At 68.4% G+C, this 18,271-nt stretch carries 13 protein-coding genes and 2 pseudogenes; 7 read left to right on the top strand and 8 right to left on the bottom strand.

The window, feature by feature from the left end; genetic code table 11:
• Positions 1 to 148 precede the first annotated feature (148 nt).
• From nth to ABT115_RS11965, 3 genes are all read left to right on the top strand, one after another.
• Complete coding sequence (gene nth, locus ABT115_RS11955; RefSeq protein ID WP_351787536.1) at positions 149 to 952, top strand: endonuclease III; 804 nt, start codon at positions 149 to 151, stop codon at positions 950 to 952.
• Between the two features lie 62 nt (positions 953 to 1,014).
• Positions 1,015 to 1,803: an NUDIX hydrolase gene (locus tag ABT115_RS11960; protein ID WP_351787244.1), complete on the top strand. Its 789-nt coding sequence runs from the start codon at positions 1,015 to 1,017 to the stop codon at positions 1,801 to 1,803.
• A gap of 88 nt (positions 1,804 to 1,891) precedes the next feature.
• Positions 1,892 to 3,097, top strand: a complete 1,206-nt coding sequence (locus tag ABT115_RS11965) for a MarP family serine protease (RefSeq protein WP_351787247.1) — start codon at positions 1,892 to 1,894, stop codon at positions 3,095 to 3,097.
• A 64-nt stretch (positions 3,098 to 3,161) separates the two neighbouring features.
• Here the strand turns inward: ABT115_RS11965 and ABT115_RS11970 are convergent, their stop codons facing one another.
• From ABT115_RS11970 to ABT115_RS11995, 6 genes and pseudogenes are all read right to left on the bottom strand, one after another.
• A complete protein-coding gene (locus ABT115_RS11970) occupies positions 3,162 to 3,365 on the bottom strand; it encodes a hypothetical protein (protein ID WP_351787249.1) in 204 nt (67 codons plus the stop codon).
• 106 nt (positions 3,366 to 3,471) lie between these two features.
• Positions 3,472 to 4,545, bottom strand: coding sequence for an alpha/beta fold hydrolase (locus ABT115_RS11975; protein WP_351787252.1), 1,074 nt, complete (start codon positions 4,543 to 4,545; stop codon positions 3,472 to 3,474).
• Complete coding sequence (locus tag ABT115_RS11980) at positions 4,542 to 5,075, bottom strand: phage holin family protein (RefSeq protein ID WP_351787255.1); 534 nt, start codon at positions 5,073 to 5,075, stop codon at positions 4,542 to 4,544. The genes ABT115_RS11975 and ABT115_RS11980 overlap by 4 nt, the downstream gene beginning before the upstream one ends.
• Before the next feature lie 47 nt (positions 5,076 to 5,122).
• Positions 5,123 to 6,530 (bottom strand): annotated as a pseudogene (gene nhaA / locus ABT115_RS11985) (Na+/H+ antiporter NhaA).
• A gap of 222 nt (positions 6,531 to 6,752) precedes the next feature.
• Positions 6,753 to 8,747, bottom strand: a complete 1,995-nt coding sequence (acs, locus tag ABT115_RS11990) for an acetate--CoA ligase (RefSeq protein WP_351787258.1) — start codon at positions 8,745 to 8,747, stop codon at positions 6,753 to 6,755.
• 187 nt (positions 8,748 to 8,934) lie between these two features.
• On the bottom strand, positions 8,935 to 11,646 hold the full coding sequence (locus ABT115_RS11995) for a bifunctional SulP family inorganic anion transporter/carbonic anhydrase (protein ID WP_351787261.1): 2,712 nt from the start codon (positions 11,644 to 11,646) through the stop codon (positions 8,935 to 8,937).
• 249 nt (positions 11,647 to 11,895) lie between these two features.
• Here ABT115_RS11995 and ABT115_RS12000 point away from each other — a divergent pair.
• A pseudogene (locus ABT115_RS12000) lies at positions 11,896 to 12,078 on the top strand (hypothetical protein); the annotation flags it as partial.
• A 119-nt stretch (positions 12,079 to 12,197) separates the two neighbouring features.
• On the opposite strand, the gene ABT115_RS12005 reads toward ABT115_RS12000, so the two are convergent.
• Entirely contained in the window at positions 12,198 to 13,193 is a 996-nt protein-coding gene (locus tag ABT115_RS12005; RefSeq protein ID WP_351787264.1) for an ATP-binding protein, read from the bottom strand.
• A 102-nt stretch (positions 13,194 to 13,295) separates the two neighbouring features.
• Here ABT115_RS12005 and ABT115_RS12010 point away from each other — a divergent pair, with 102 nt between their 5' ends.
• Positions 13,296 to 14,120 carry a Fic family protein gene (locus tag ABT115_RS12010; protein ID WP_351787267.1) on the top strand — a complete coding sequence of 275 codons (825 nt, stop codon included), beginning with the start codon at positions 13,296 to 13,298 and terminating at the stop codon, positions 14,118 to 14,120.
• Positions 14,121 to 14,623: 503 nt separating this feature from the next.
• Here the strand turns inward: ABT115_RS12010 and ABT115_RS12015 are convergent.
• Positions 14,624 to 15,463 carry an HAD family hydrolase gene (locus ABT115_RS12015; protein WP_351787270.1) on the bottom strand — a complete coding sequence of 280 codons (840 nt, stop codon included), beginning with the start codon at positions 15,461 to 15,463 and terminating at the stop codon, positions 14,624 to 14,626.
• Positions 15,464 to 16,027: 564 nt separating this feature from the next.
• Between ABT115_RS12015 and ssd the strand changes: the two genes are divergently transcribed.
• Together ssd and ABT115_RS12025 are read left to right on the top strand one after the other, a co-directional pair.
• A complete protein-coding gene (ssd, locus tag ABT115_RS12020; RefSeq protein ID WP_351787539.1) occupies positions 16,028 to 17,089 on the top strand; it encodes a septum site-determining protein Ssd in 1,062 nt (353 codons plus the stop codon).
• A complete protein-coding gene (locus ABT115_RS12025) occupies positions 17,086 to 18,234 on the top strand; it encodes a TadA family conjugal transfer-associated ATPase (protein WP_351787272.1) in 1,149 nt (382 codons plus the stop codon). The genes ssd and ABT115_RS12025 overlap by 4 nt, the downstream gene beginning before the upstream one ends.
• Positions 18,235 to 18,271 lie beyond the last annotated feature (37 nt).

An 18,271-nucleotide genomic window follows, 5' to 3' on the forward strand; every position in this document is an offset into this window, starting at 1 on the left:
GAAGTCCGCCGCACGGGCCAAGTCCACCGCGAAGCCCGCGTCGAAGTCCGCCGCACGGGCCAAGTCCACCGCGAAGCCCGCGTCGAAGTCCGCCGCACGGGCCAAGTCCACCGCGAAGCCCGCGTCGAAGTCCGCCGCGAAGGCCACCGTGAAGCCCGCGAAATCCGGTGCAGAACCCGGTGCGAAACCGGAATCGCATCTGGCGATGGTCCGCCGTGCCCGCAGGATCAACCGTGAGCTCGCCGAGCTCTACCCGTACGCCCACACCGAGCTGGACTTCAGGAACCCCTTCGAGCTTCTCGTCGCCACGGTCCTCTCCGCCCAGACCACCGATCTGAGGGTCAACCAGACGACCCCCGCCCTCTTCGCCGCTTACCCCACCCCCGAGGACATGGCCGCGGCCGTTCCGGAGGAAATGGAAGAGCTCATTCGGCCGACCGGCTTCTTCCGGGCCAAGGCCAAGGCGCTGATAGGCCTCTCCGCGGCGCTCAGGGACAGGTTCGGCGGCGAGGTGCCGGGTCGGCTCGCCGACCTCGTCACGCTTCCGGGGGTCGGCCGCAAGACCGCCAATGTCGTGCTCGGGAATGCCTTTGGCGTACCGGGCATCACGGTCGACACCCATTTCGGGCGCCTGGTTCGCCGCTGGAAGTGGACGGAGCAGGAGGACCCGGAGAAGGTCGAGGCCGAGATCGCCGCGATCTTCCCCAGGAGCGAGTGGACGATGCTCTCGCACCGCGTCGTCTTCCACGGCCGCCGCATCTGCCATGCCCGCAAGCCCGCCTGCGGCGCCTGTCCGATCGCCCCTCTCTGCCCGGCGTACGGGGAGGGCGAGACGGACCCGGAGAAGGCCAGGAAGCTGCTGAAGTACGAGATGGGCGGTCAGCCCGGTCAGCGGCTGAGCCCGCCGGCGGACTACCCGGGCAAGCCCGCGCCGCCCCTGGGGGCCGACTGACGCACGGCGCTCGCTCCGGAACGAAATGAGTGATGACAGGCGTTGTGAGACGAGGGGTGCCTATGAAGACGCACGAACAGAGCACGGAAGCGGCAGCCGCACCCGCGGCGATCAACCCCGCGGCCGTCAGCCCCGCAGCGGCGGTGGCAGCGGCCGCCGCCGCGGCAGGCGCAGGTCACGACGGAGCCATCACCGTCACGACCGAGGGCCTGCCCGAATGGCTCGACCCCGTGGCCCGGGCCGCGCGGACGATCGAGCCGGACCAGCTCAGCCGCTTTCTGCCGCCGGAGAGCGGCGCCGGGCGGCAGTCCGCCGTACTCGTGCTGTTCGGGGAGGGTGAGCGCGGCCCCGAGCTGCTCCTCATGGAGCGATCCGGAAGCCTGCGTTCCCACGCTGGGCAGCCTTCCTTCCCCGGCGGCGCCCTGGATCCGGAGGACGGCGATCAGGCCACCACAGGCCCGCTCAGGGCCGCTCTGCGGGAGGCCCAGGAAGAGACCGGCCTCGATCCGCGCGGAGTGCAGCTCTTCGGAGTGCTGCCCCGGCTCTACATCCCCGTGAGTGGCTTCGTCGTGACGCCGGTCCTCGGCTGGTGGCGGTCGCCGAGCCCGGTCGGCGTCGTCGATCCGGGTGAGACAGCCCGGGTCTTCACCGTCCCAGTGGCGGATCTCACGGACCCGGCCAACCGTGCGACGACGGTCCACCCGAGCGGTCACCGCGGCCCGGCATTTCTGGTCGAATCCGCCCTGGTCTGGGGTTTCACGGCCGGAGTGATCGACCGGATCCTGCACTTCGCGGGCTGGGAGCGCCCGTGGGACACCGCCAAGCAGGTGCCGCTCGACTGGCGTGCGTGACACGCTGACTCCCGTGCTGCGCTGTCCGGCCCTGCCCGGACCCAGTTGAAGAAATAGGCCCGGTGACGAATCTGCGAGGCTATAGACGGTGAACGTGCTGGACATCCTGCTGCTGGCCGGCGCCGTGTGGTTCGCAGTCATCGGCTACCGCCAGGGGTTCGTCGTCGGCATCCTGTCGGTGATCGGGTTCCTGGGCGGCGGTCTCGTCGCCGTCTATCTGCTGCCGGTCCTGTGGGACCAGCTGACGAACGGCTCCGAGGTCTCATCGGCGGCAGCTGTCGTCGCCGTCGTCATCGTGATCGTCTGTGCCTCGGTGGGCCAGGCGTTCACCACCCACCTCGGAAACAAGCTCCGCCGGCACATCACGTGGTCGCCCGCGCGCGCCCTCGATGCCACCGGCGGCGCTCTGGTCAATGTGGTCGCGATGCTGCTGGTCGCCTGGCTGATCGGCTCCGCGCTGGCCGGCACCTCGCTGCCCACGCTGGGCAAGGAGGTCCGTAGCTCCTCGATCCTGCTCGGCATCTCCCGGGTGATGCCGGCCCGGGCCTCCACCTGGTTCACGGACTTCTCCTCGGTCCTTGCGCAGAACGGCTTCCCGCAGGTCTTCAGCCCCTTCGCCAACGAGCCGATCACCGAGGTCCAAGCCCCGGACCCGGCGCTGGCCGGCAGCCCCGTGGCGGCAAGCGCCAAGAAGTCCATCGTCAAGGTTGTCGGCACGGCCCCGAGCTGCGGCAAGGTCCTCGAAGGCACCGGCTTCGTCTTCTCCGACCGCCGGGTGATGACCAACGCCCACGTCGTCGGCGGCGTCGACGAGCCGACCGTCCAGATCGGCGGCCAGGGGCGGCTGTACGACGCCAAGGTCGTCCTCTACGACTGGGAGCGCGACATCGCCGTACTCGACGTACCGGACCTCGACGCGAAGCCGCTGAAGTTCACCGACACGGATCACGACGCCGACACCGGGAACAGTGCCATCGTCGCGGGCTTCCCGGAGAACGGCTCATACGACGTACGGGCCGCGCGCGTCCGGGGCCGCATCGACGCCAACGGACCGGACATCTACCACCGAGGCACCGTCCGCCGCGATGTGTACTCGCTCTTCGCGACTGTCCGTCAGGGCAACTCCGGCGGACCGCTGCTGACCCCCGACGGCAAGGTGTACGGAGTTGTCTTCGCGAAGTCGCTCGACGACCCCGACACCGGCTATGCGCTGACGGCCGACGAGATCCGCCAGGACATCGCGCACGGCCGCACCGCCAACCAGCAGGTCGACAGCCAGGGGTGCGCCCTCTAGTTGTACTGACCCGTGAGGTTAGGGACGCGGCTGGTGAACGCTCACCGGTCGGCAGGGACGGACGTCATCCGCGTGGATGGCGCAGCCGCGCCGAGACCCAGCGGGCCCGACGGCGCAGAATGCGCGGAATTCCGAGCCGGGGATCATGCAGAACATGCATATCGTGCACCCGGCCCTGGGGGCCGCCCCCCTCATGAGTGCTCGGACTCGCCGTGGCGGTCGAGCGACGGTTGCGTGCTGTGTCACCGAAGTCGTGCGTCCAGCCCATACCTCGACGTCTGCCCGTGCCTCATGGTCGGTAACCGCCCATCCGTCAGCCAATTGGCCTATGCGCCGGGCAATTGGCTGTTCGTCGGACAACTATGCCCGTACGACTACCGGTCGGGCTCGGGATCCTTGAGCCAGCTGATGAGTTCGGCCGAGAACCCGCCCGGATCCTCCTCGTGGGGGAAGTGCCCCAGACCGTCGAAAAGTCGCCAACGGTACGGGGCTTCGACGTATTCGCCGGACCCCGCCGCGCTTCGCGTACGAATCGCTGGATCGAGTGAACCGTGCAGATGCAGTGTGGGTACCAGCACCGGCCGCTTCATGCGCCGGTTGAACTGGATTCCGTCCGGACGTGCCAGGGAGCGCACCATCCAGCGGTACGGCTCGATCGAGCAGTGCGCCGTCGACGGGATGCACATTGCGCGCCGGTAGACGTCGACCACCGCATCGTTGGGGAACTTCGGGATCCGGGGGGCCGCCCAGTCATGGAGCAGTCGGCCAACCAGCGCCGCATCGTCCGCGACGAGCTGACGCTCCGGCACCCACGGGCGCTGGAAGCCCCAGATGTACGATCCCGCGCGGGACTGCGCGAAGTCGGAGAGCATCGAGGAACGCCAGCGGCGTGGATGCGGCATCGAGGAGACCGCGAGGCGGCGCACCAGCTTCGGCCGCATCACCGCGGCTGTCCAGGCGAGGTAGCCGCCCATGTCGTGGCCGACCAGGGCGGCATCCGGTTCGCCGAGCGAGCGGATCACGCCGGTGATGTCGAGCGCCAGGTTGGCGGGGTCGTAACCCCGGGGCGTACGGTCGCTGCCGCCGACCCCGCGCAGATCCATTGCCACGGCGCGGAATCCGGCGTCGGCCAGTGCGGTGAGCTGACGGCGCCAGGTCCACCAGAACTGCGGGAAGCCGTGCAGCAGCAGCACCAGCGGCCCCTCGCCGAGCTCGGCGATGTGGAAGCGGGCGCCATTGGCCGCCACGTCCCGGTGGGTCCACGGCCCGTCGAGCCGCACGGGCCCACCGGAGCCGACCGGGCCGGGTGAACTCGGCAGGTCGGAGTGGCTCGAGGGGCCTGAGCGGCCGGTCGAGCCCGAGGAGCCGTCCGGGCCTACCTGACCTTCCGGGCTTGTCAGACCTTCCGGGCCTACTGGGTCGGATGCGCTGGAATCGGGGACCTTCATGTGGACGAGCGTGCCACAGTGGATGCCTCGTCGTGGACCGGAGACTTTTCCAGGGACTTGTCCGCCGGCGTGCTGCCCACGGTGACCGGACGGCTCGTCCCCGCCGTGACTGCGGGGCGCGGGTGCGGCTTGACGCCCTGCAGCATGGCCGCCGTCTGCTTGGCTGAAGCGATGGACTTCTCCGGCGGCTTCACCTTCTTGAGCTTGGAGAAGGCGAACAGCGCGAGCAACGCCGCCAGCACGATGAACGCTGCGCCCACGATCGTGAACGACACGGCGAGTCCGAGCCCCAGGTAGTGGAGTCCGTATGCCGCTGCGAAGCTCAGCACCGGGATCGCGAACAGAATCAGCACCCCCGCGATGATGAACGCCACACTCCCGGCGACGCCGCGCTTGACGTCCTGCCGCACTTCGGCCTTGGCCAGGGCGATCTCGTCGTGCACCAGTGCGGACATCTCGGCTGTCGCCGCGGCGACCAGCTGCCCGAGACTGCGTTCGGTACTGCCCGCGTTGTTGCCGGGGTCGCTCATCCCTGACTCCCTCTCCTGCTCTCCTGCTCGACACATCTGGTGTCAGATCATGCCGGACTGTCCGGCTTGCTGCTCGCTGCCCCCTGCCAGTTGGGCAAGGCGGCGGTGCTCGGCAGCCTTCTTCTCGTAGATCGCGGCCATTCGCCTGTGGTACTCCGGGTCGTCCTGCTCGTAGACGTCGGGTACCCCGTCCTCGTCCTCGTCGAGTTCCTCCTCCTCGTACAGCGTCCGGTATTTGCGTACCCGGAGTCTGAGCAGTACACCGGAGAACACGGCGGCTGTCAGGGAGCCGAGCAGCACGGCGGCCTTGATCTCGTTGATCATGTTCTCGTCGCCGACGAAGGCCAGTTCACCGATGAGCAGCGAGACGGTGAAGCCGATCCCGGCGAGCGAAGCGACCGCGAAGACGTCCGCCCAAGCCAGGTCCTTGTTCAGCTCCGCCTTCGTGAAGCGGGCGGCCAGCCACGCACCGCCGAAGATGCCTATCGTCTTGCCGACGACGAGCCCCAGGACGACACCGAGCGTCTCGGGCCGGTTGAAGACGTCCGCCAGTGTGCCGCCGGAGAGGGGGACACCGGCCGAGAAAAGGGCGAACAGCGGCACGGCGATTCCGGCCGACAGCGGGCGGACCAGGTGCTCGATGTGCTCGCCGGGGGAGTGGGTCTCGCCGTCCCGCCGGGTACAGCGGAGCATCAGCCCCATGGCGACACCGGCGATGGTGGCGTGGATGCCGCTGTTGTACATCAGGCCCCAGATGACCAGGGCGAGCGGTACGTAGATGTACCAGCCGTGCACATTCCTGTGCAGTAGCAGATAGAACACGGCGAGGCCGATGAAGGCGCCGATCAGTGCCATGAAGTTGATCTTCTCGGTGAAGAAGACCGCGATGATCAGGATCGCGAAGAGGTCGTCGACGACGGCGAGGGTCAGCAGGAAGGCGCGCAGCGCGTTCGGCAGTGAGGTGCCGATGACCGCGAGGACGGCGAGCGCGAAGGCGATATCGGTGGCGGTGGGTACGGCCCAGCCGGCCGTGGAGCCTCCGCCGGTCACGGTCACGAGCGTGTAGACGACGGCCGGAACCGCCATCCCGCACAGCGCGGCGACGACCGGGAGGGCGGCCGCCTTGGGGTCGCGCAGTTCACCCGCGACCAGTTCCCGCTTGAGTTCGACGCCCGCGACGAAGAAGAAGATTGCGAGCAGCCCGTCCGCCGCCCAGTGCTCCACGGAGAGGTTGAGGCCCAGCGACTCAGGTCCGAGGTGGAAGTCGCTGACGGCCGCGTAACTGGAACCGAAGGTGTTCGCCCACACCAGGGCAGCTATCGCGGCGACCAGCACGATGGCTCCGCCGACGGTCTCGGTACGCAGGGCGTCCGCGAGGTAGTTCCGCTCGGGGAGGGACAGGCGCCCGAGAAAGACGCGTCGGGAGGAAGGGGGTGTGCGGGTGGGCGCAGCCACGAGTGAGGACCTCCGGGTCGGTACGGCAGCGATGAGATGGCTGATGCACTTGCCGACCAGACTTCCCGGCACACCCTGTGGAGATTTCTTATTGCTTTGTTGACGCGGCTGCCACTGTACCTGGGGTGCGCGGGGGCTGTATCCGGTGATCTTCACCTTAAATGCCCGAGGGGCATCCAGCGCGTTGCCGGATGCTCCTCGGGCAGGTACCCGCCGCGGATGTCAGTCCTCGGAGGAGGACGGCAGCTGGGTCTGGATGAGGTCCATCACGGAGGAGTCGGTGAGCGTCGTGACGTCGCCCAGCTCGCGGTTCTCGGCGACGTCACGCAGTAGACGCCGCATGATCTTGCCGGAGCGGGTCTTCGGCAGCTCGGCGACCGGCAGGATCCGCTTCGGCTTGGCGATCGGGCCGAGCGTGGCGCCGACGTGGTTGCGCAGCTCCGCGACGAGCTCGTCCGAGGCGGCAGCCGTACCGCGCAGTATCACGAAGGCGACGATGGCCTGGCCGGTCGTTTCGTCGGCGGCGCCGACCACGGCGGCCTCGGCAACCGAGGGGTGCGACACGAGCGCCGACTCGACCTCGGTGGTCGAGATGTTGTGCCCGGACACGAGCATCACGTCGTCGACCCGGCCGAGCAGCCAGATGTCGCCGTCCTCGTCCTTCTTGGCGCCGTCGCCCGCGAAGTACTTGCCCTCGAAGCGCGACCAGTAGGTGTCGATGAAGCGTTGGTCGTCGCCCCAGATGGTGCGGAGCATCGACGGCCACGGCTCGGTGAGGACGAGGTAGCCGCCCCCGCCGTTCGGAACCTCGTTGGCCTCGTCGTCGACGACCGTGGCGGAGATACCGGGCAGAGCACGCTGGGCGCTTCCCGGCTTGGTCTCCGTGACGCCCGGCAGCGGCGCGATCATCATCGCCCCGGTCTCGGTCTGCCACCAGGTGTCCACGATCGGGCACTTGTCGGCGCCGATGTGCTTGCGGTACCACATCCACGCCTCGGGGTTGATCGGCTCACCGACCGAACCGAGGACCCGAAGACTGCTCAGGTCGAACTTGGCCGGGATGTCGTCGCCCCACTTCATGAACGTGCGGATCGCGGTCGGCGCGGTGTAGAGGATCGTGACGCCGTACTTCTGCACGATCTCCCAGTAACGCCCCTGGTGCGGGGAGTCGGGCGTGCCCTCGTACATGATCTGCGTCGCGCCGTTGGCCAGCGGGCCGTAGACGATGTACGAGTGGCCGGTCACCCAGCCGATGTCGGCGGTGCACCAGAAGACATCAGTCTCCGGCTTGAGGTCGAAGACCGCGTTGTGGGTGTACGCAGCCTGGGTGAGGTAGCCACCGGAGGTGTGCAGGATGCCCTTCGGCTTACCCGTCGTGCCGGAGGTGTAGAGGATGAAGAGCGGCTGCTCAGCCTCGAAGGCCTCGGGGGTGTGCTCGGGGGACTGCCGGCCGGTGATCTCGTGCCACCAGATGTCGCGGCCCTCGGTCCATGCGGTGTCCTGGCCGGTGCGCCGCACCACGATGACATGCTCGACGCTGTCGAAACGGGAGACGGCGTCGTCCACGGCGGGCTTGAGCGCGGACGGCTTGCCGCGGCGATAGCCACCGTCGGCGGTGATGACGACCTTGGCGTCCGCGTCCTGGATACGGGCGGCGATGGCGTCGGCGGAGAAGCCGCCGAAGACCACCGAGTGCGTGGCACCGATGCGGGCGCAGGCCAGCATCGCGATGGCGGCCTCGGGGATCATCGGCAGATAGACGGCGACCCGGTCGCCCTTGCCGACACCGAGCTCGGTGAGGGCGTTCGCGGCGCGGGAGACCTCCTCCTTGAGGTCGGCGTAGGTGATGGCACGGCTGTCGCCGGGCTCGCCCTCGAAGTGGATGGCGACCCGGTCACCATGGCCGGCCTCGACATGACGGTCCACGCAGTTGTACGCGACGTTGAGCTTGCCGTCCGCGAACCACTTCGCGAAGGGCGGGTTGCTCCAGTCGAGCGTCTCGGTCGGCTCCGTGGCCCAGGTCAGGCGACGGGCCTGCTCGGTCCAGAAGCCCAGCCGGTCCGCCTCGGCCTGCTCATACGCCTCCGCTTTGACGTTGGCATTGGCGGCCAGATCGGCAGGCGGTGCAAACCGCCGCTCCTCCTTGAGCAGATTGGCCAGGCTTTCGTTGCTCACGACATCTCCCATTCCCAGGGTGTCCGTTGTGTCCCGGGGCATAGCTCATCAGGCCAAAGGCCGGGTGACAAGTGTCTGCTCGAAATTGGTTTAGACCTGTGTCTCGGGTATGGAGACACGGTCCCGCCTCCAGGGCGGTACGGCGTAGTGGACGCAGTGCGGAGCACAGCGGCACGGAGCGGTACGGAGGCGGGACCACAAGGTCTCACGGACCGGAGGCGAACGAGGTTCAGACGCCGCTACGTTCCAACACGCCGGAACCGGATGGATCGCCTGGTGTGTCGGTGGGCCTGGGGGTGTCGGTGTCGCCGGAGGAGCGGGAATTGGCCAAGGCATGGGAGGCGGCCGAGGCGTGGGCATCGCCAGGGCCCACGCGGTCGAAGACCTCGTCGAGCGCGAGCCCGGCGCTCGCACCCTCGGTCAGCAGATAGGCCTGCGCCTCGCCCACATGAAAGTACATCCCGTGCAGTTGGAGCGTGCCCTCGGCGAGCCGCTGCGCCACCGATTCATGGGCCCGCAGATGGTCCAACTGCTGGACCACATTGGTGAGGCAGAGCTGTTCCACCGCATCGGCCGGAAGGCGGCCGGAGATCCGGGCCCACGCATGATGCCGGGACGCCATCCGCTCCAGGCTCGGCAGCCCGTGTCTCAACCAGCGCCACAGGGGCGTCAGCGGAGTGTCCGGGTCCGGTTTGGTGCCCAGCAGAGCCTGCATCGCACCGCAGCCGGAGTGCCCGCAGACGGTGATGGACTCCACCTTCAGCTCATCCACCGCGTACTCGATCGCGGCGCCCACCGAGTCGTCACCCAACTCGGCGCCCGGTGGGGGCACCAGGTTGCCGATGTTCCGCACAGTGAACAGGTCACCCGGGCCGCTCGCTGTGATCATGCTGGTGACCAGGCGGGAGTCGGCGCAGGTGATGAAAAGCTGGGAGGGGCGTTGACCCTCGCGGGCCAACCGGGCCAGCTCCCCGCGCACCAGCGGAGCGGTGTTCCGCTGGAACGAACTCAGGCCGCTGACCAGGCGGTTGCCGCCGGTCAGGCGCGGGGTGGCGGTGGGTGAGTCGGCCGAGCCGGGGGTGCTGTGGGCTTCGGGGGCGTCGTAGGACGTGTCGTTGTCAGGGTCGCTGTTGCCGATGGAACTGGATCCGGGGCCGGGGGCTGGGCCCGTGCCGAGGCGGTTGTGGTGGGTCTCAGGCGTCTGCTCGGGCTGGTCGTGGCAGTGATGGTTGCGCCACGGCGTCCAGGGGCGGCAACAGGAATGCGCCGCCGATGCGGGCTCGGCGATCCGGCCGCCGGACCTGCCGGTGAAGACGACCCGGCCGCCGTGGGTCGTCTGGGCAGTGCTCCAGTCCCGGATCGTCTCGTACGCCGCATGGTCCATGAAGAAGCCGTCAAGCTCGACGACGGCATCCCCGTCCTGGGGCAGCTGGCCGAGCGTTCGGCTGAGCCGGGGGACCGCGAGAAACGTCAACTGGCCCCGTACGACCACTAGATGCTGGCCGTCCTGTTCAGTCACGGTGATCCTGGTCTGGGCCAGCCGGTGCAGGGAGACGGCCACCGCCACCGCGATGCCGATCATCACACCCTTGAGCACGCCGAAGAGGATCACGCCAGTGATCGTCGCCCCGTACACCAGGAATTCCCGGTGCTTATGGACATTGCGGATGTGGGCGAAACTCACCATCCGGATCCCGACCATCATGACGAGCGCGCCGAGCGCGGCCAGTGGGATCCGCTCCAGGACGGTGACCAGCAGACCGGCGGCGAGCACCACCCAGACGCCGTGCAGCACGGTAGAGGCGCGGCCCGTCGCTCCGGCCCGCACATTCGCCGAACTGCGCACCGCACCGCCGGACACCGCCAGCCCGCCGACCAGCCCGGACAGGGTGTTGGCGATGCCCTGGGCGCGCAGCTCACGGTCGAGATCGGAGCGTCTGACGGGCGGGTCCGGTGCGGACGAAGAGGCCGGGCCCGGGGCTGAAACCGAAACTGAGCCCAAGGCCGACGTCAAGTCGGCCTTGGGCCGGGCGGCTGGTTGCTCGCCAGCGCGGTCGGCAGTCAGCTTGTCCACGGCGACCGCGGCGAGCAGCGACTCCAGACTGGCCACCAGCATCACTGTGAACACAGCGGTGGCCAGAGCGAGTAAGGGGCCATGAGGCATCTCCGGCAGGGCGTGCGAGCGCCAGGACGGCAGATCAACCCGGGCGATTCCGGGTGCCGTGATCGCAGCCACCGCTGTCGCAGTCACCACTGCGGCGAGGGCAGCCGGAATCCGCCGTACCGTCCGGCCGATTTGCCCCGGAATCCGCGGCCACAGGATCAGGACGGTGATGGTCAGCATGCCGATCAGCGGGGCGGCCGGGCCCGCCCTCCCCAGTTGGTCGGGGAGGGAGACGGCGTTGGCGACGGCCGAACTTTGAGGCGAACCGCCGAGCACGATGTGCAGCTGGGCGAGTGCGATGGCCACGCCGATGCCGGCGAGGGTGCCGTGCACGATGGCGGGGCTGACTGCGAGGGCGCTGCGCGCCGCCCGCAACGAGCCCAGCAGGATCTGCAGAAGTCCTGCGCCGATGGTGATTGCGCAGGTGGTGCGCCAGCCGTAGATCTGGATCAGCTCGGCTGTGACCACGGTAAGGCCGGCCGACGGGCCGCTGACCTGGAGGGGTGTGCCGCCGAGCAGTCCGGCGACGATTCCGCCGATCGCGGCGGAAATGAGACCTGCCTCCAGCGGGGCGTCCATGGCGACGGCGAGGCCGAGCGACATGGGGACGGCGAGCAGGAAGACCGTGATTGATGCGGACAGGTCGGCGCCCGTGATTCGGGATTGTCCGCCGTGCGGCGGCAGCGGCGGGCTGTGCGGTCGTTTGATTCCCGAGGCGCGGGGTGGGCGCGAACTGCGGGATGTGCGGTCATGACGAGTAGGGACGCAAGCAGACATGTTCCCGTCTCCTCCGGGGTAGCGCGGTCGCGGAACGTGGGGGACGCGGCCGTGGGTCACGGCATGCAGCGGCGGGATTTCTCAACTCTCAGTAAATAGATCGTAATGGAGAGTAAAGATTCGTGTCCAGGGTTGAGGTTAAATAGATCACTCGTTCACCCATTGAAGTTAATAAGTAGCTTTTCGTATTTCTTGTCGTATTAATTCAGCAGAGCTGCATGCGATCTTGACGGTGCCACCTCCCACCGAGCCGCACCCAAAAGCATGTTCCGGCTCATCGGTGACGGCTCCACCGTCTTCACCGGCAGCCAGCTGAAGCAGTCCGCGGCACGGCGCCTGGCGCCCGGTCAGAAGCGCCCGCAGTTCGTGGTGTTCTCGTGGGACGGCGCCGGAGAGAAGAGCCGGAAGCTGTTCTCGCACTTCCGTGAGGTGACGGCGTTCGGTGGCCACGTACGGCCACCGGCTGCACGCCCTTCGGCTGCGACTGCCTTGCGGGTACAACGGAACCCCGGCCGGAAGGAGGGCATCCTCCCGGCCGGGGCTTCGGCGGATCAGGCAGGCTGAGCGGCGCCCTCCTGCGCGTACCGCTCGTCTAGTACGAAGGCCGGGTCGACCTGGGCCGCGAGGTCGGTGCCTGTCTTCTCATTGCCCCAGCTCTCCGCATTCTTCAGATGGAAGTGCACCATCTGTCGTGTGTACCGCTCCCAGTCTCGCTGCTCGTACGAATCCTCCGCGGCGTTCTGCAGCGCCTGTAGGGCCATGCGGTTGTCCGCCTCCAGCAGCTCGAAGCGGGTCGGCCTGCCCTTCTCCATGGCCCGTACCCAGTCGGAGTGCCCGAAGCTGACCAGTAGATCGTCGCCCACCTCGGCGTGCAGGAAGTCCAGATCGTCCTCGCCTTGCACCTTGTTGCCGATGACCTTCAGCGCGACCCCGAAGTCCCGCGCGTACTCCTTGTACTGGCGGTAGACCGAGACGCCCTTGCGGGTCGGCTCGGCGACCAGAAACGTCATGTCGAAGCGGGTGAACATCCCGGAAGCGAAGGAGTCCGAACCCGCTGTCATGTCAACGACGACATAGTCGTCGGGGCCGTCGATGAGATGGTTGAGGCATAGCTCGACCGCACCGACCTTGGAGTGGTAGCAAGCCACACCCAGATCCGACTCGGTGAACGGCCCAGTGACCATCAGCCGGATCTCCCCGTCGTCGAGCCGGACCGTGCGGGCGCACGCGTCGTAGACGGGGTTGTCCTCGCGGACCCGCAGTAGCCGCGAGCCTTCGCCCGGCGGAGTCGTCTTGATCATCGTCTCGGCGGAGGCGATACGGGGATTGTTGCCGCGCAGATACTCCTTGATCAGAGGCAGCTGGGCTCCCATGGCGGGCAGTGCCGCAGCCTCGTGGTCGTCGAGGCCGAGCGCGGCCCCGAGGTGCTGGTTGATGTCGGCGTCCACCGCGACGACATGGGCTTCATTGGCGGCAAGGTGGCGGATGAATAGAGAGGACAGCGTGGTCTTGCCGCTGCCGCCCTTCCCTACGAAAGCGATCTTCATGTTCACCTAGGGTAGCGCTGTAATTGCGTTCCGCTGTCAAACTTCGTGAAGAAGGCCACTCCCGGGCGGTACCGGTGTAGGGGGCGCGTAGCCTCGCTCCTTATGAGTACGACTGCCTCTGATCCGCTCGCCACGCTGGGGACCCTGCAGGGGGTCGCCGACGCGGTGGACTCCGTACGCAAGGCCGTCGACCGGGTCTACGGTCACCGCGTCATGCGGCGCCGCAGCAACGAGGTCACGGCCGAAGCGGCGCTGCGCGGCGCCCGCGGCTCGGCGGCGCTGTCCGGTGCCGACTGGAGTCTGGAGGAGGTGCGCCGGCGCACCGACTTCAGCGGCGGCAGTGAGGCGCATGTGATCGGAGCGGCTCTGAGGCTCACCGCCGAAGCGGGACAACTGCTCTCCATTTGGCGACAGTCGCCACTGCGTGTCCTGGCGCGGCTGCATCTGGTTGCGGCCGGCGGCACGGCGCCCGAGGATGCTGTCGGTCGGCCGCGGCTTGCGGGCGAACCCGTGGACGAGCCGCTGATCGAAGCGCCGCTGCCGGACGCCGAGGAGGTGGCCGGGCGGCTGGAAGGGCTCTCCGGGTTGATCCTTTCGGGTACTGCGGCGCCCGCCCTGGTGACGGCGGCTGTCGTGCACGGTGAACTGCTGGCCCTGCGTCCCTTTGGTTCGTACAACGGTCTCGTCGCGCGTACCGCAGAGCGGATCGTGCTGATCGGGAGCGGTCTCGATCCCAAATCGATCTGCCCCGCCGAGGTGGGCCACGCCGAGCAGGGGAGGGCGGCATACATCGCTGCGTTCGAGGGTTACCTGTCGGGGGCGCCGGAAGGGATGGCAGCCTGGATCGCGCACTGCGGGCGCGCCGTGGAACTCGGCGTCAGAGAATCGACGGCGGTGTGCGAGGCGCTGCAGCGCGGCGCCGCGTAACCGGGCGACCGGTCCGCGGAAGCTGGGCGGGCCAATTGGGTGCGCGAAAACTTCACCGCGGTGGCTCCGCTGCCCGGTGAATGGGTTGCGGCGGTACCGTCATCGGTACCGCCGCTGGCATGTCTACCCAGTTACCATGCGTCCTCGGTATGTGCCCATCAGGTCGGGGACTTTGCCCGCTCCCTGGTGCGGCTGGCCCGTAATCGACGGGTCGACGTCGCGTGGGTGCTCGGTTTTCATGCTCGGTCCGTGGGGCCTTCTCTGCGTTATCAGGTAATCCTCTCGGACGTCCTTGGTCTCGCGGGCCGTCGACTCCTTTGTACTCCAGAGCCGGGGTGAGCGGTAGTGCTGGCCATACTTCTTTACTTTTAGGTTCAATTACGGGAGAGTTGGGCAACTCGATTCAATCGGGTGAACGGGGTCGATCGGTCGACCTGCTTGATCCCATCGATCGGGCTGGGGGCGGGCCCAGGAGGCGGCGGGTTGCCGCCAGGCTCGTACAGTCAGGCGGAGGTCGTGGGGGTGCGGCGGCGTGAGGTGTACCAGACCAGCCCTGCTGTGACGGCGGCTGCACCCAGCGCTGCCGCCGCGACCAACGCCGGGCGCGGCGGCAGCGAGAACGTGGGCAGTCGCTGCTTGAGCCGGACCGGTCGGTCGAAGGCGAGAATCGGCCACTTGCGGAGGGTCGCTTCGCGCCGGAGAGCGCGGTCCGGATTCACTGCGTGCGGGTGGCCGACCGACTCCAGCATCGGCACATCGGTCGCGGAATCGCTGTAGGCGTAGCAGCGCGAGAGGTCGTATCCCTCCGACACTGCGAGTGCCTTGACCGCCTCGGCCTTCGTGGGTCCGTACGCGTAGTACTCCACTTCGCCGGTGAAGCAGCCGTCATCACCGACGACCATCCGGGTGGCGACGACTCGGTCGGCGCCGAGCAGCTCGCCGATCGGCTCGACGACCTCGGCACCCGAGGTCGAGACGATCACCACATCGCGTCCGGCGGTGTGGTGCTCCTCGATGAGCGTCGCCGCTTCGTCGTAGATGATCGGGTCGATCAGATCGTGCAGGGTCTCGGCGACGATTTCCTTCACTTGCTGGACGTTCCAGCCCTTGCAGAGCGCGGAGAGATATTCCCGCATCCGCTCCATCTGGTCGTGATCTGCGCCTCCGGCAAGGAACACGAACTGTGCGTACGCAGTGCGCAGTACAGCGCGGCGGTTGATCAGCCCGCCATGGTAGAAGGACTTGCTGAAGGTCAGTGCCGAAGACTTCGCAATGACCGTCTTGTCCAGGTCGAAGAAGGCTGCTGTGCGCGGCAAGAAGCGGTTTTCCACAAGGCAGAGCATAGGGGCCCACCATTCGGCGTAAACTCTGGCGCGTGGGTTTGCCTGAGAAGGCTCTCGGGTACACCATGGAAGTCACGGATCGTTCGCGACCGTGCTAACCCGGTCCGGCTCCTCCCCCCCCCGAGTCGGCCGTGGGGACGACCCCCGCTCTCCCCCCCGGCGGGGGTCGTCGCATGTCCGGACGCGTTTCTGTCGCCCGGAATCAGGCATTCTGCCTCCATTTCGGCCGCGACGGCCCGCTTCTGGTTCCTTTCGCCATCTTGGCTCGTCACGGTGTGTAGCGGAAGTGCTGCTCTCCGGAAGTCGCCGGTATGAGTGACAGGGATATTCACAACGGTGGAGTTGTCCACAGTTTTTGAGCAAGATCCACACGATTTTCCGAGGCGCTGCACGGTGATTCCAGCCGCGAAGTACGCGGGTTGTGGAATCGCCGATCTCGGAACGCTCCGAGATCACTGCGAACCGCGATGAAGGTGCAGTGAGAAGGGGGCGGAGATCGTGGCTGAATCCATCGCACGGGACCGTCTGCCGACCGCCGGAGAGCGGCGGGGCGGACCGCTGATCGTGACCGAGGATGTGGAACTCCTCGACGATCTGCTGCGGCTGTGTGCGGCCGCCGGAGCGGAACCAGAAGTTCACCACTCGTTGCCCGAACGCAGAGGCAGCTGGGAGCAGGCCCCGATGATTCTCGTGGGGGACGATGCCGCCCAGCGGTGCCGCGGAGCGGCGCGCAGGCACGGTGTGATGCTCGTCGGCCGGGACCAGGACGCCCCGGATGTCTGGCGCCGCGCTGTGGAGATCGGGGCCGAATATGTGCTGAGGCTGCCCGATTCGGAGGGCTGGCTCGTCGATCAGATCGCCAATGCGGCGGAAGGCGTGGGCAGGCCGGCAGTCACCGTCGGGGTGATCGGCGGACGGGGTGGATCCGGCGCATCCACACTGGCTTGCGCCCTCGCGGTGACCGCGGCCAGGGCCGGACGGCGGACCATGCTGATCGACGGCGACCCACTCGGCGGGGGTATCGATGTGCTGCTCGGCGGCGAACGGGCCGAGGGAATGAGGTGGCCGGATTTCGCCCATTCCAAAGGGCGGGTCGGCGCAGGCGCACTGGAGGAGTCCTTGCCCGCACTGCACGGTCTGCGGGTCCTCAGCTGGGGCCGCGACGACTGGGTGGTCATCCCGCCACAGGCCATACAAGCTGTGCTGGCCGCAGCGCGAAGGCTCGGTGGGGTGGTGGTCGTCGACCTGCCGCGCCGGGTCGACGAGTCGGTTGCCGAGGCGCTCGCACAGCTGGACCTCGGGCTGTTGGTGGTCCCCGGAGAGCTTCGTGCAGTTGCGGCGGCGAAGCGGGTGGCGTCGATGGCCGGGATGGTCCTGGACGACCTGCGGGTGGTGGCCCGCGGCCCGTACGCGGCGGGCCTCGACGAACGGTGGGTGGCTCAGGCGCTGGGTCTGCCGCTTGCCGGTGAACTCCCGCTCGACTCAGGGCTGCTGGCTGGCCAGAACGGCGGCGAACCGCCCGGCGGCAGTGCGCGCGGGCCACTGGCCAGGTTCTGCACGGCGTTCTGGGAGCGGGCACTCGCCCCTGAGGATGCATGGGGACGCGCCGGTGGGGGTGCGTCATGACCGAGACGCTGCTCGACGCCGTACGGCAGCGGCTGGCGCAGAGCGGTGCGGCGCCGACCCCGGCCGGGGTCGCGGCAGCTCTTCGGGCCCAGGGGCGGCTGCTCGGCGATGCCGAAGTGCTCGGTGCCGCCGATGAGTTGCGCGGCGAGCTGGTCGGGACCGGGGTGCTGGAACCGCTGCTCGCCGACCCGGCCGTGACGGATGTCTTGGTCTCCGCGCCGGACCGGGTGTGGGTGGACCGGGGCGGCGGGCTCGAACTCACCGGGGTGACCTTTCCGGACGCCACCGCGGTGCGCAGGCTGGCGCAGCGGCTGGCGGCCGTGGCAGGGCGGCGGCTGGACGACGCCCGGCCCTGGGCGGACGCGCGGCTGCCGGACGGGACCCGTATGCATGCCGTGCTGTCGCCGGTGTCCGTCGGCTCGCCCTGTCTGTCGCTGCGGGTGGTGCGGCCCAGGGCCTTCTCGCTGACGGAACTGGTCGCGGCGGGGACCGTGCCGCCGGGCGGTGACCGGGTACTGAGGGCGTTGGTGGAAGCCCGGGTCTCGTATTTGATCAGTGGGGGGACGGGGGCTGGGAAGACGACCCTCTTGTCGAGCCTGCTGGGTGCGGTCGGGGAGCGTGAGCGAATCGTGCTCGCCGAGGACTCGGCGGAGCTGCGGCCGGACCACCCGCATGTGGTGCGTCTGGAGTCGCGCCCTGCCAACCAGGAGGGGGCGGGGCGAGTGACCCTGAGGGACCTCGTGCGGCAGGCGCTGCGGATGCGGCCCGACCGGCTGGTGGTCGGGGAGGTGCGGGGCGCCGAGGTCACCGAACTGCTGGCCGCGCTGAACACTGGCCATGAGGGCGGCTGCGGGACGGTTCACGCCAATGCTGCCGAGCACGTCCCGGCCCGCCTTGAGGCATTGGGAACGGCGGCAGGACTGGACCGGGCGGCACTTCACAGCCAGTTGGCGGCCGCGCTGTCGGTGGTGGTCCATCTTGTACGGGACCGGGCCGGGCAGCGGCGGATTGCCGAGGTGCAGGTCCTGGAGCGGGATGCAGCTGGGCTGGTGGTGACCGTGCCGGCGCTGCGCTGGAGTGTTGACGGATTTGTGCAGGAGCGGGGCTGGGAACGGCTGCGCTCGCTGATCGGGGGTGCCCTGTGAGCGGTGGCGCGACGGTGGGTCCGTCGGCTGGCGCGAA

The sequence above is a fragment of the Streptomyces sp. NPDC001832 genome, from assembly GCF_040297265.1.
Lineage (GTDB): Bacteria > Actinomycetota > Actinomycetes > Streptomycetales > Streptomycetaceae > Streptomyces.

What these genes read in the sequence shown, in the direction of transcription:
- ABT115_RS12005 (WP_351787264.1), bottom strand. Translation starts at nt 13,193, where the DNA reads ATGAAGATCGCTTTCGTAGGGAAGGGCGGCAGCGGCAAGACCACGCTG.
- ABT115_RS12015 (WP_351787270.1), bottom strand. Translation starts at nt 15,463, where the DNA reads ATGCTCTGCCTTGTGGAAAACCGCTTCTTGCCGCGCACAGCAGCCTTC.
- ABT115_RS11970 (WP_351787249.1), bottom strand. Translation starts at nt 3,365, where the DNA reads ATGGGCTGGACGCACGACTTCGGTGACACAGCACGCAACCGTCGCTCG.
- ABT115_RS11960 (WP_351787244.1), top strand. Translation starts at nt 1,015, where the DNA reads ATGAAGACGCACGAACAGAGCACGGAAGCGGCAGCCGCACCCGCGGCG.
- acs (WP_351787258.1), bottom strand. Translation starts at nt 8,747, where the DNA reads ATGCCCCGGGACACAACGGACACCCTGGGAATGGGAGATGTCGTGAGC.
- ABT115_RS11975 (WP_351787252.1), bottom strand. Translation starts at nt 4,545, where the DNA reads ATGAAGGTCCCCGATTCCAGCGCATCCGACCCAGTAGGCCCGGAAGGT.
- ABT115_RS11995 (WP_351787261.1), bottom strand. Translation starts at nt 11,646, where the DNA reads ATGTCTGCTTGCGTCCCTACTCGTCATGACCGCACATCCCGCAGTTCG.
- ABT115_RS11980 (WP_351787255.1), bottom strand. Translation starts at nt 5,075, where the DNA reads ATGAGCGACCCCGGCAACAACGCGGGCAGTACCGAACGCAGTCTCGGG.
- ABT115_RS12010 (WP_351787267.1), top strand. Translation starts at nt 13,296, where the DNA reads ATGAGTACGACTGCCTCTGATCCGCTCGCCACGCTGGGGACCCTGCAG.
- ABT115_RS12025 (WP_351787272.1), top strand. Translation starts at nt 17,086, where the DNA reads ATGACCGAGACGCTGCTCGACGCCGTACGGCAGCGGCTGGCGCAGAGC.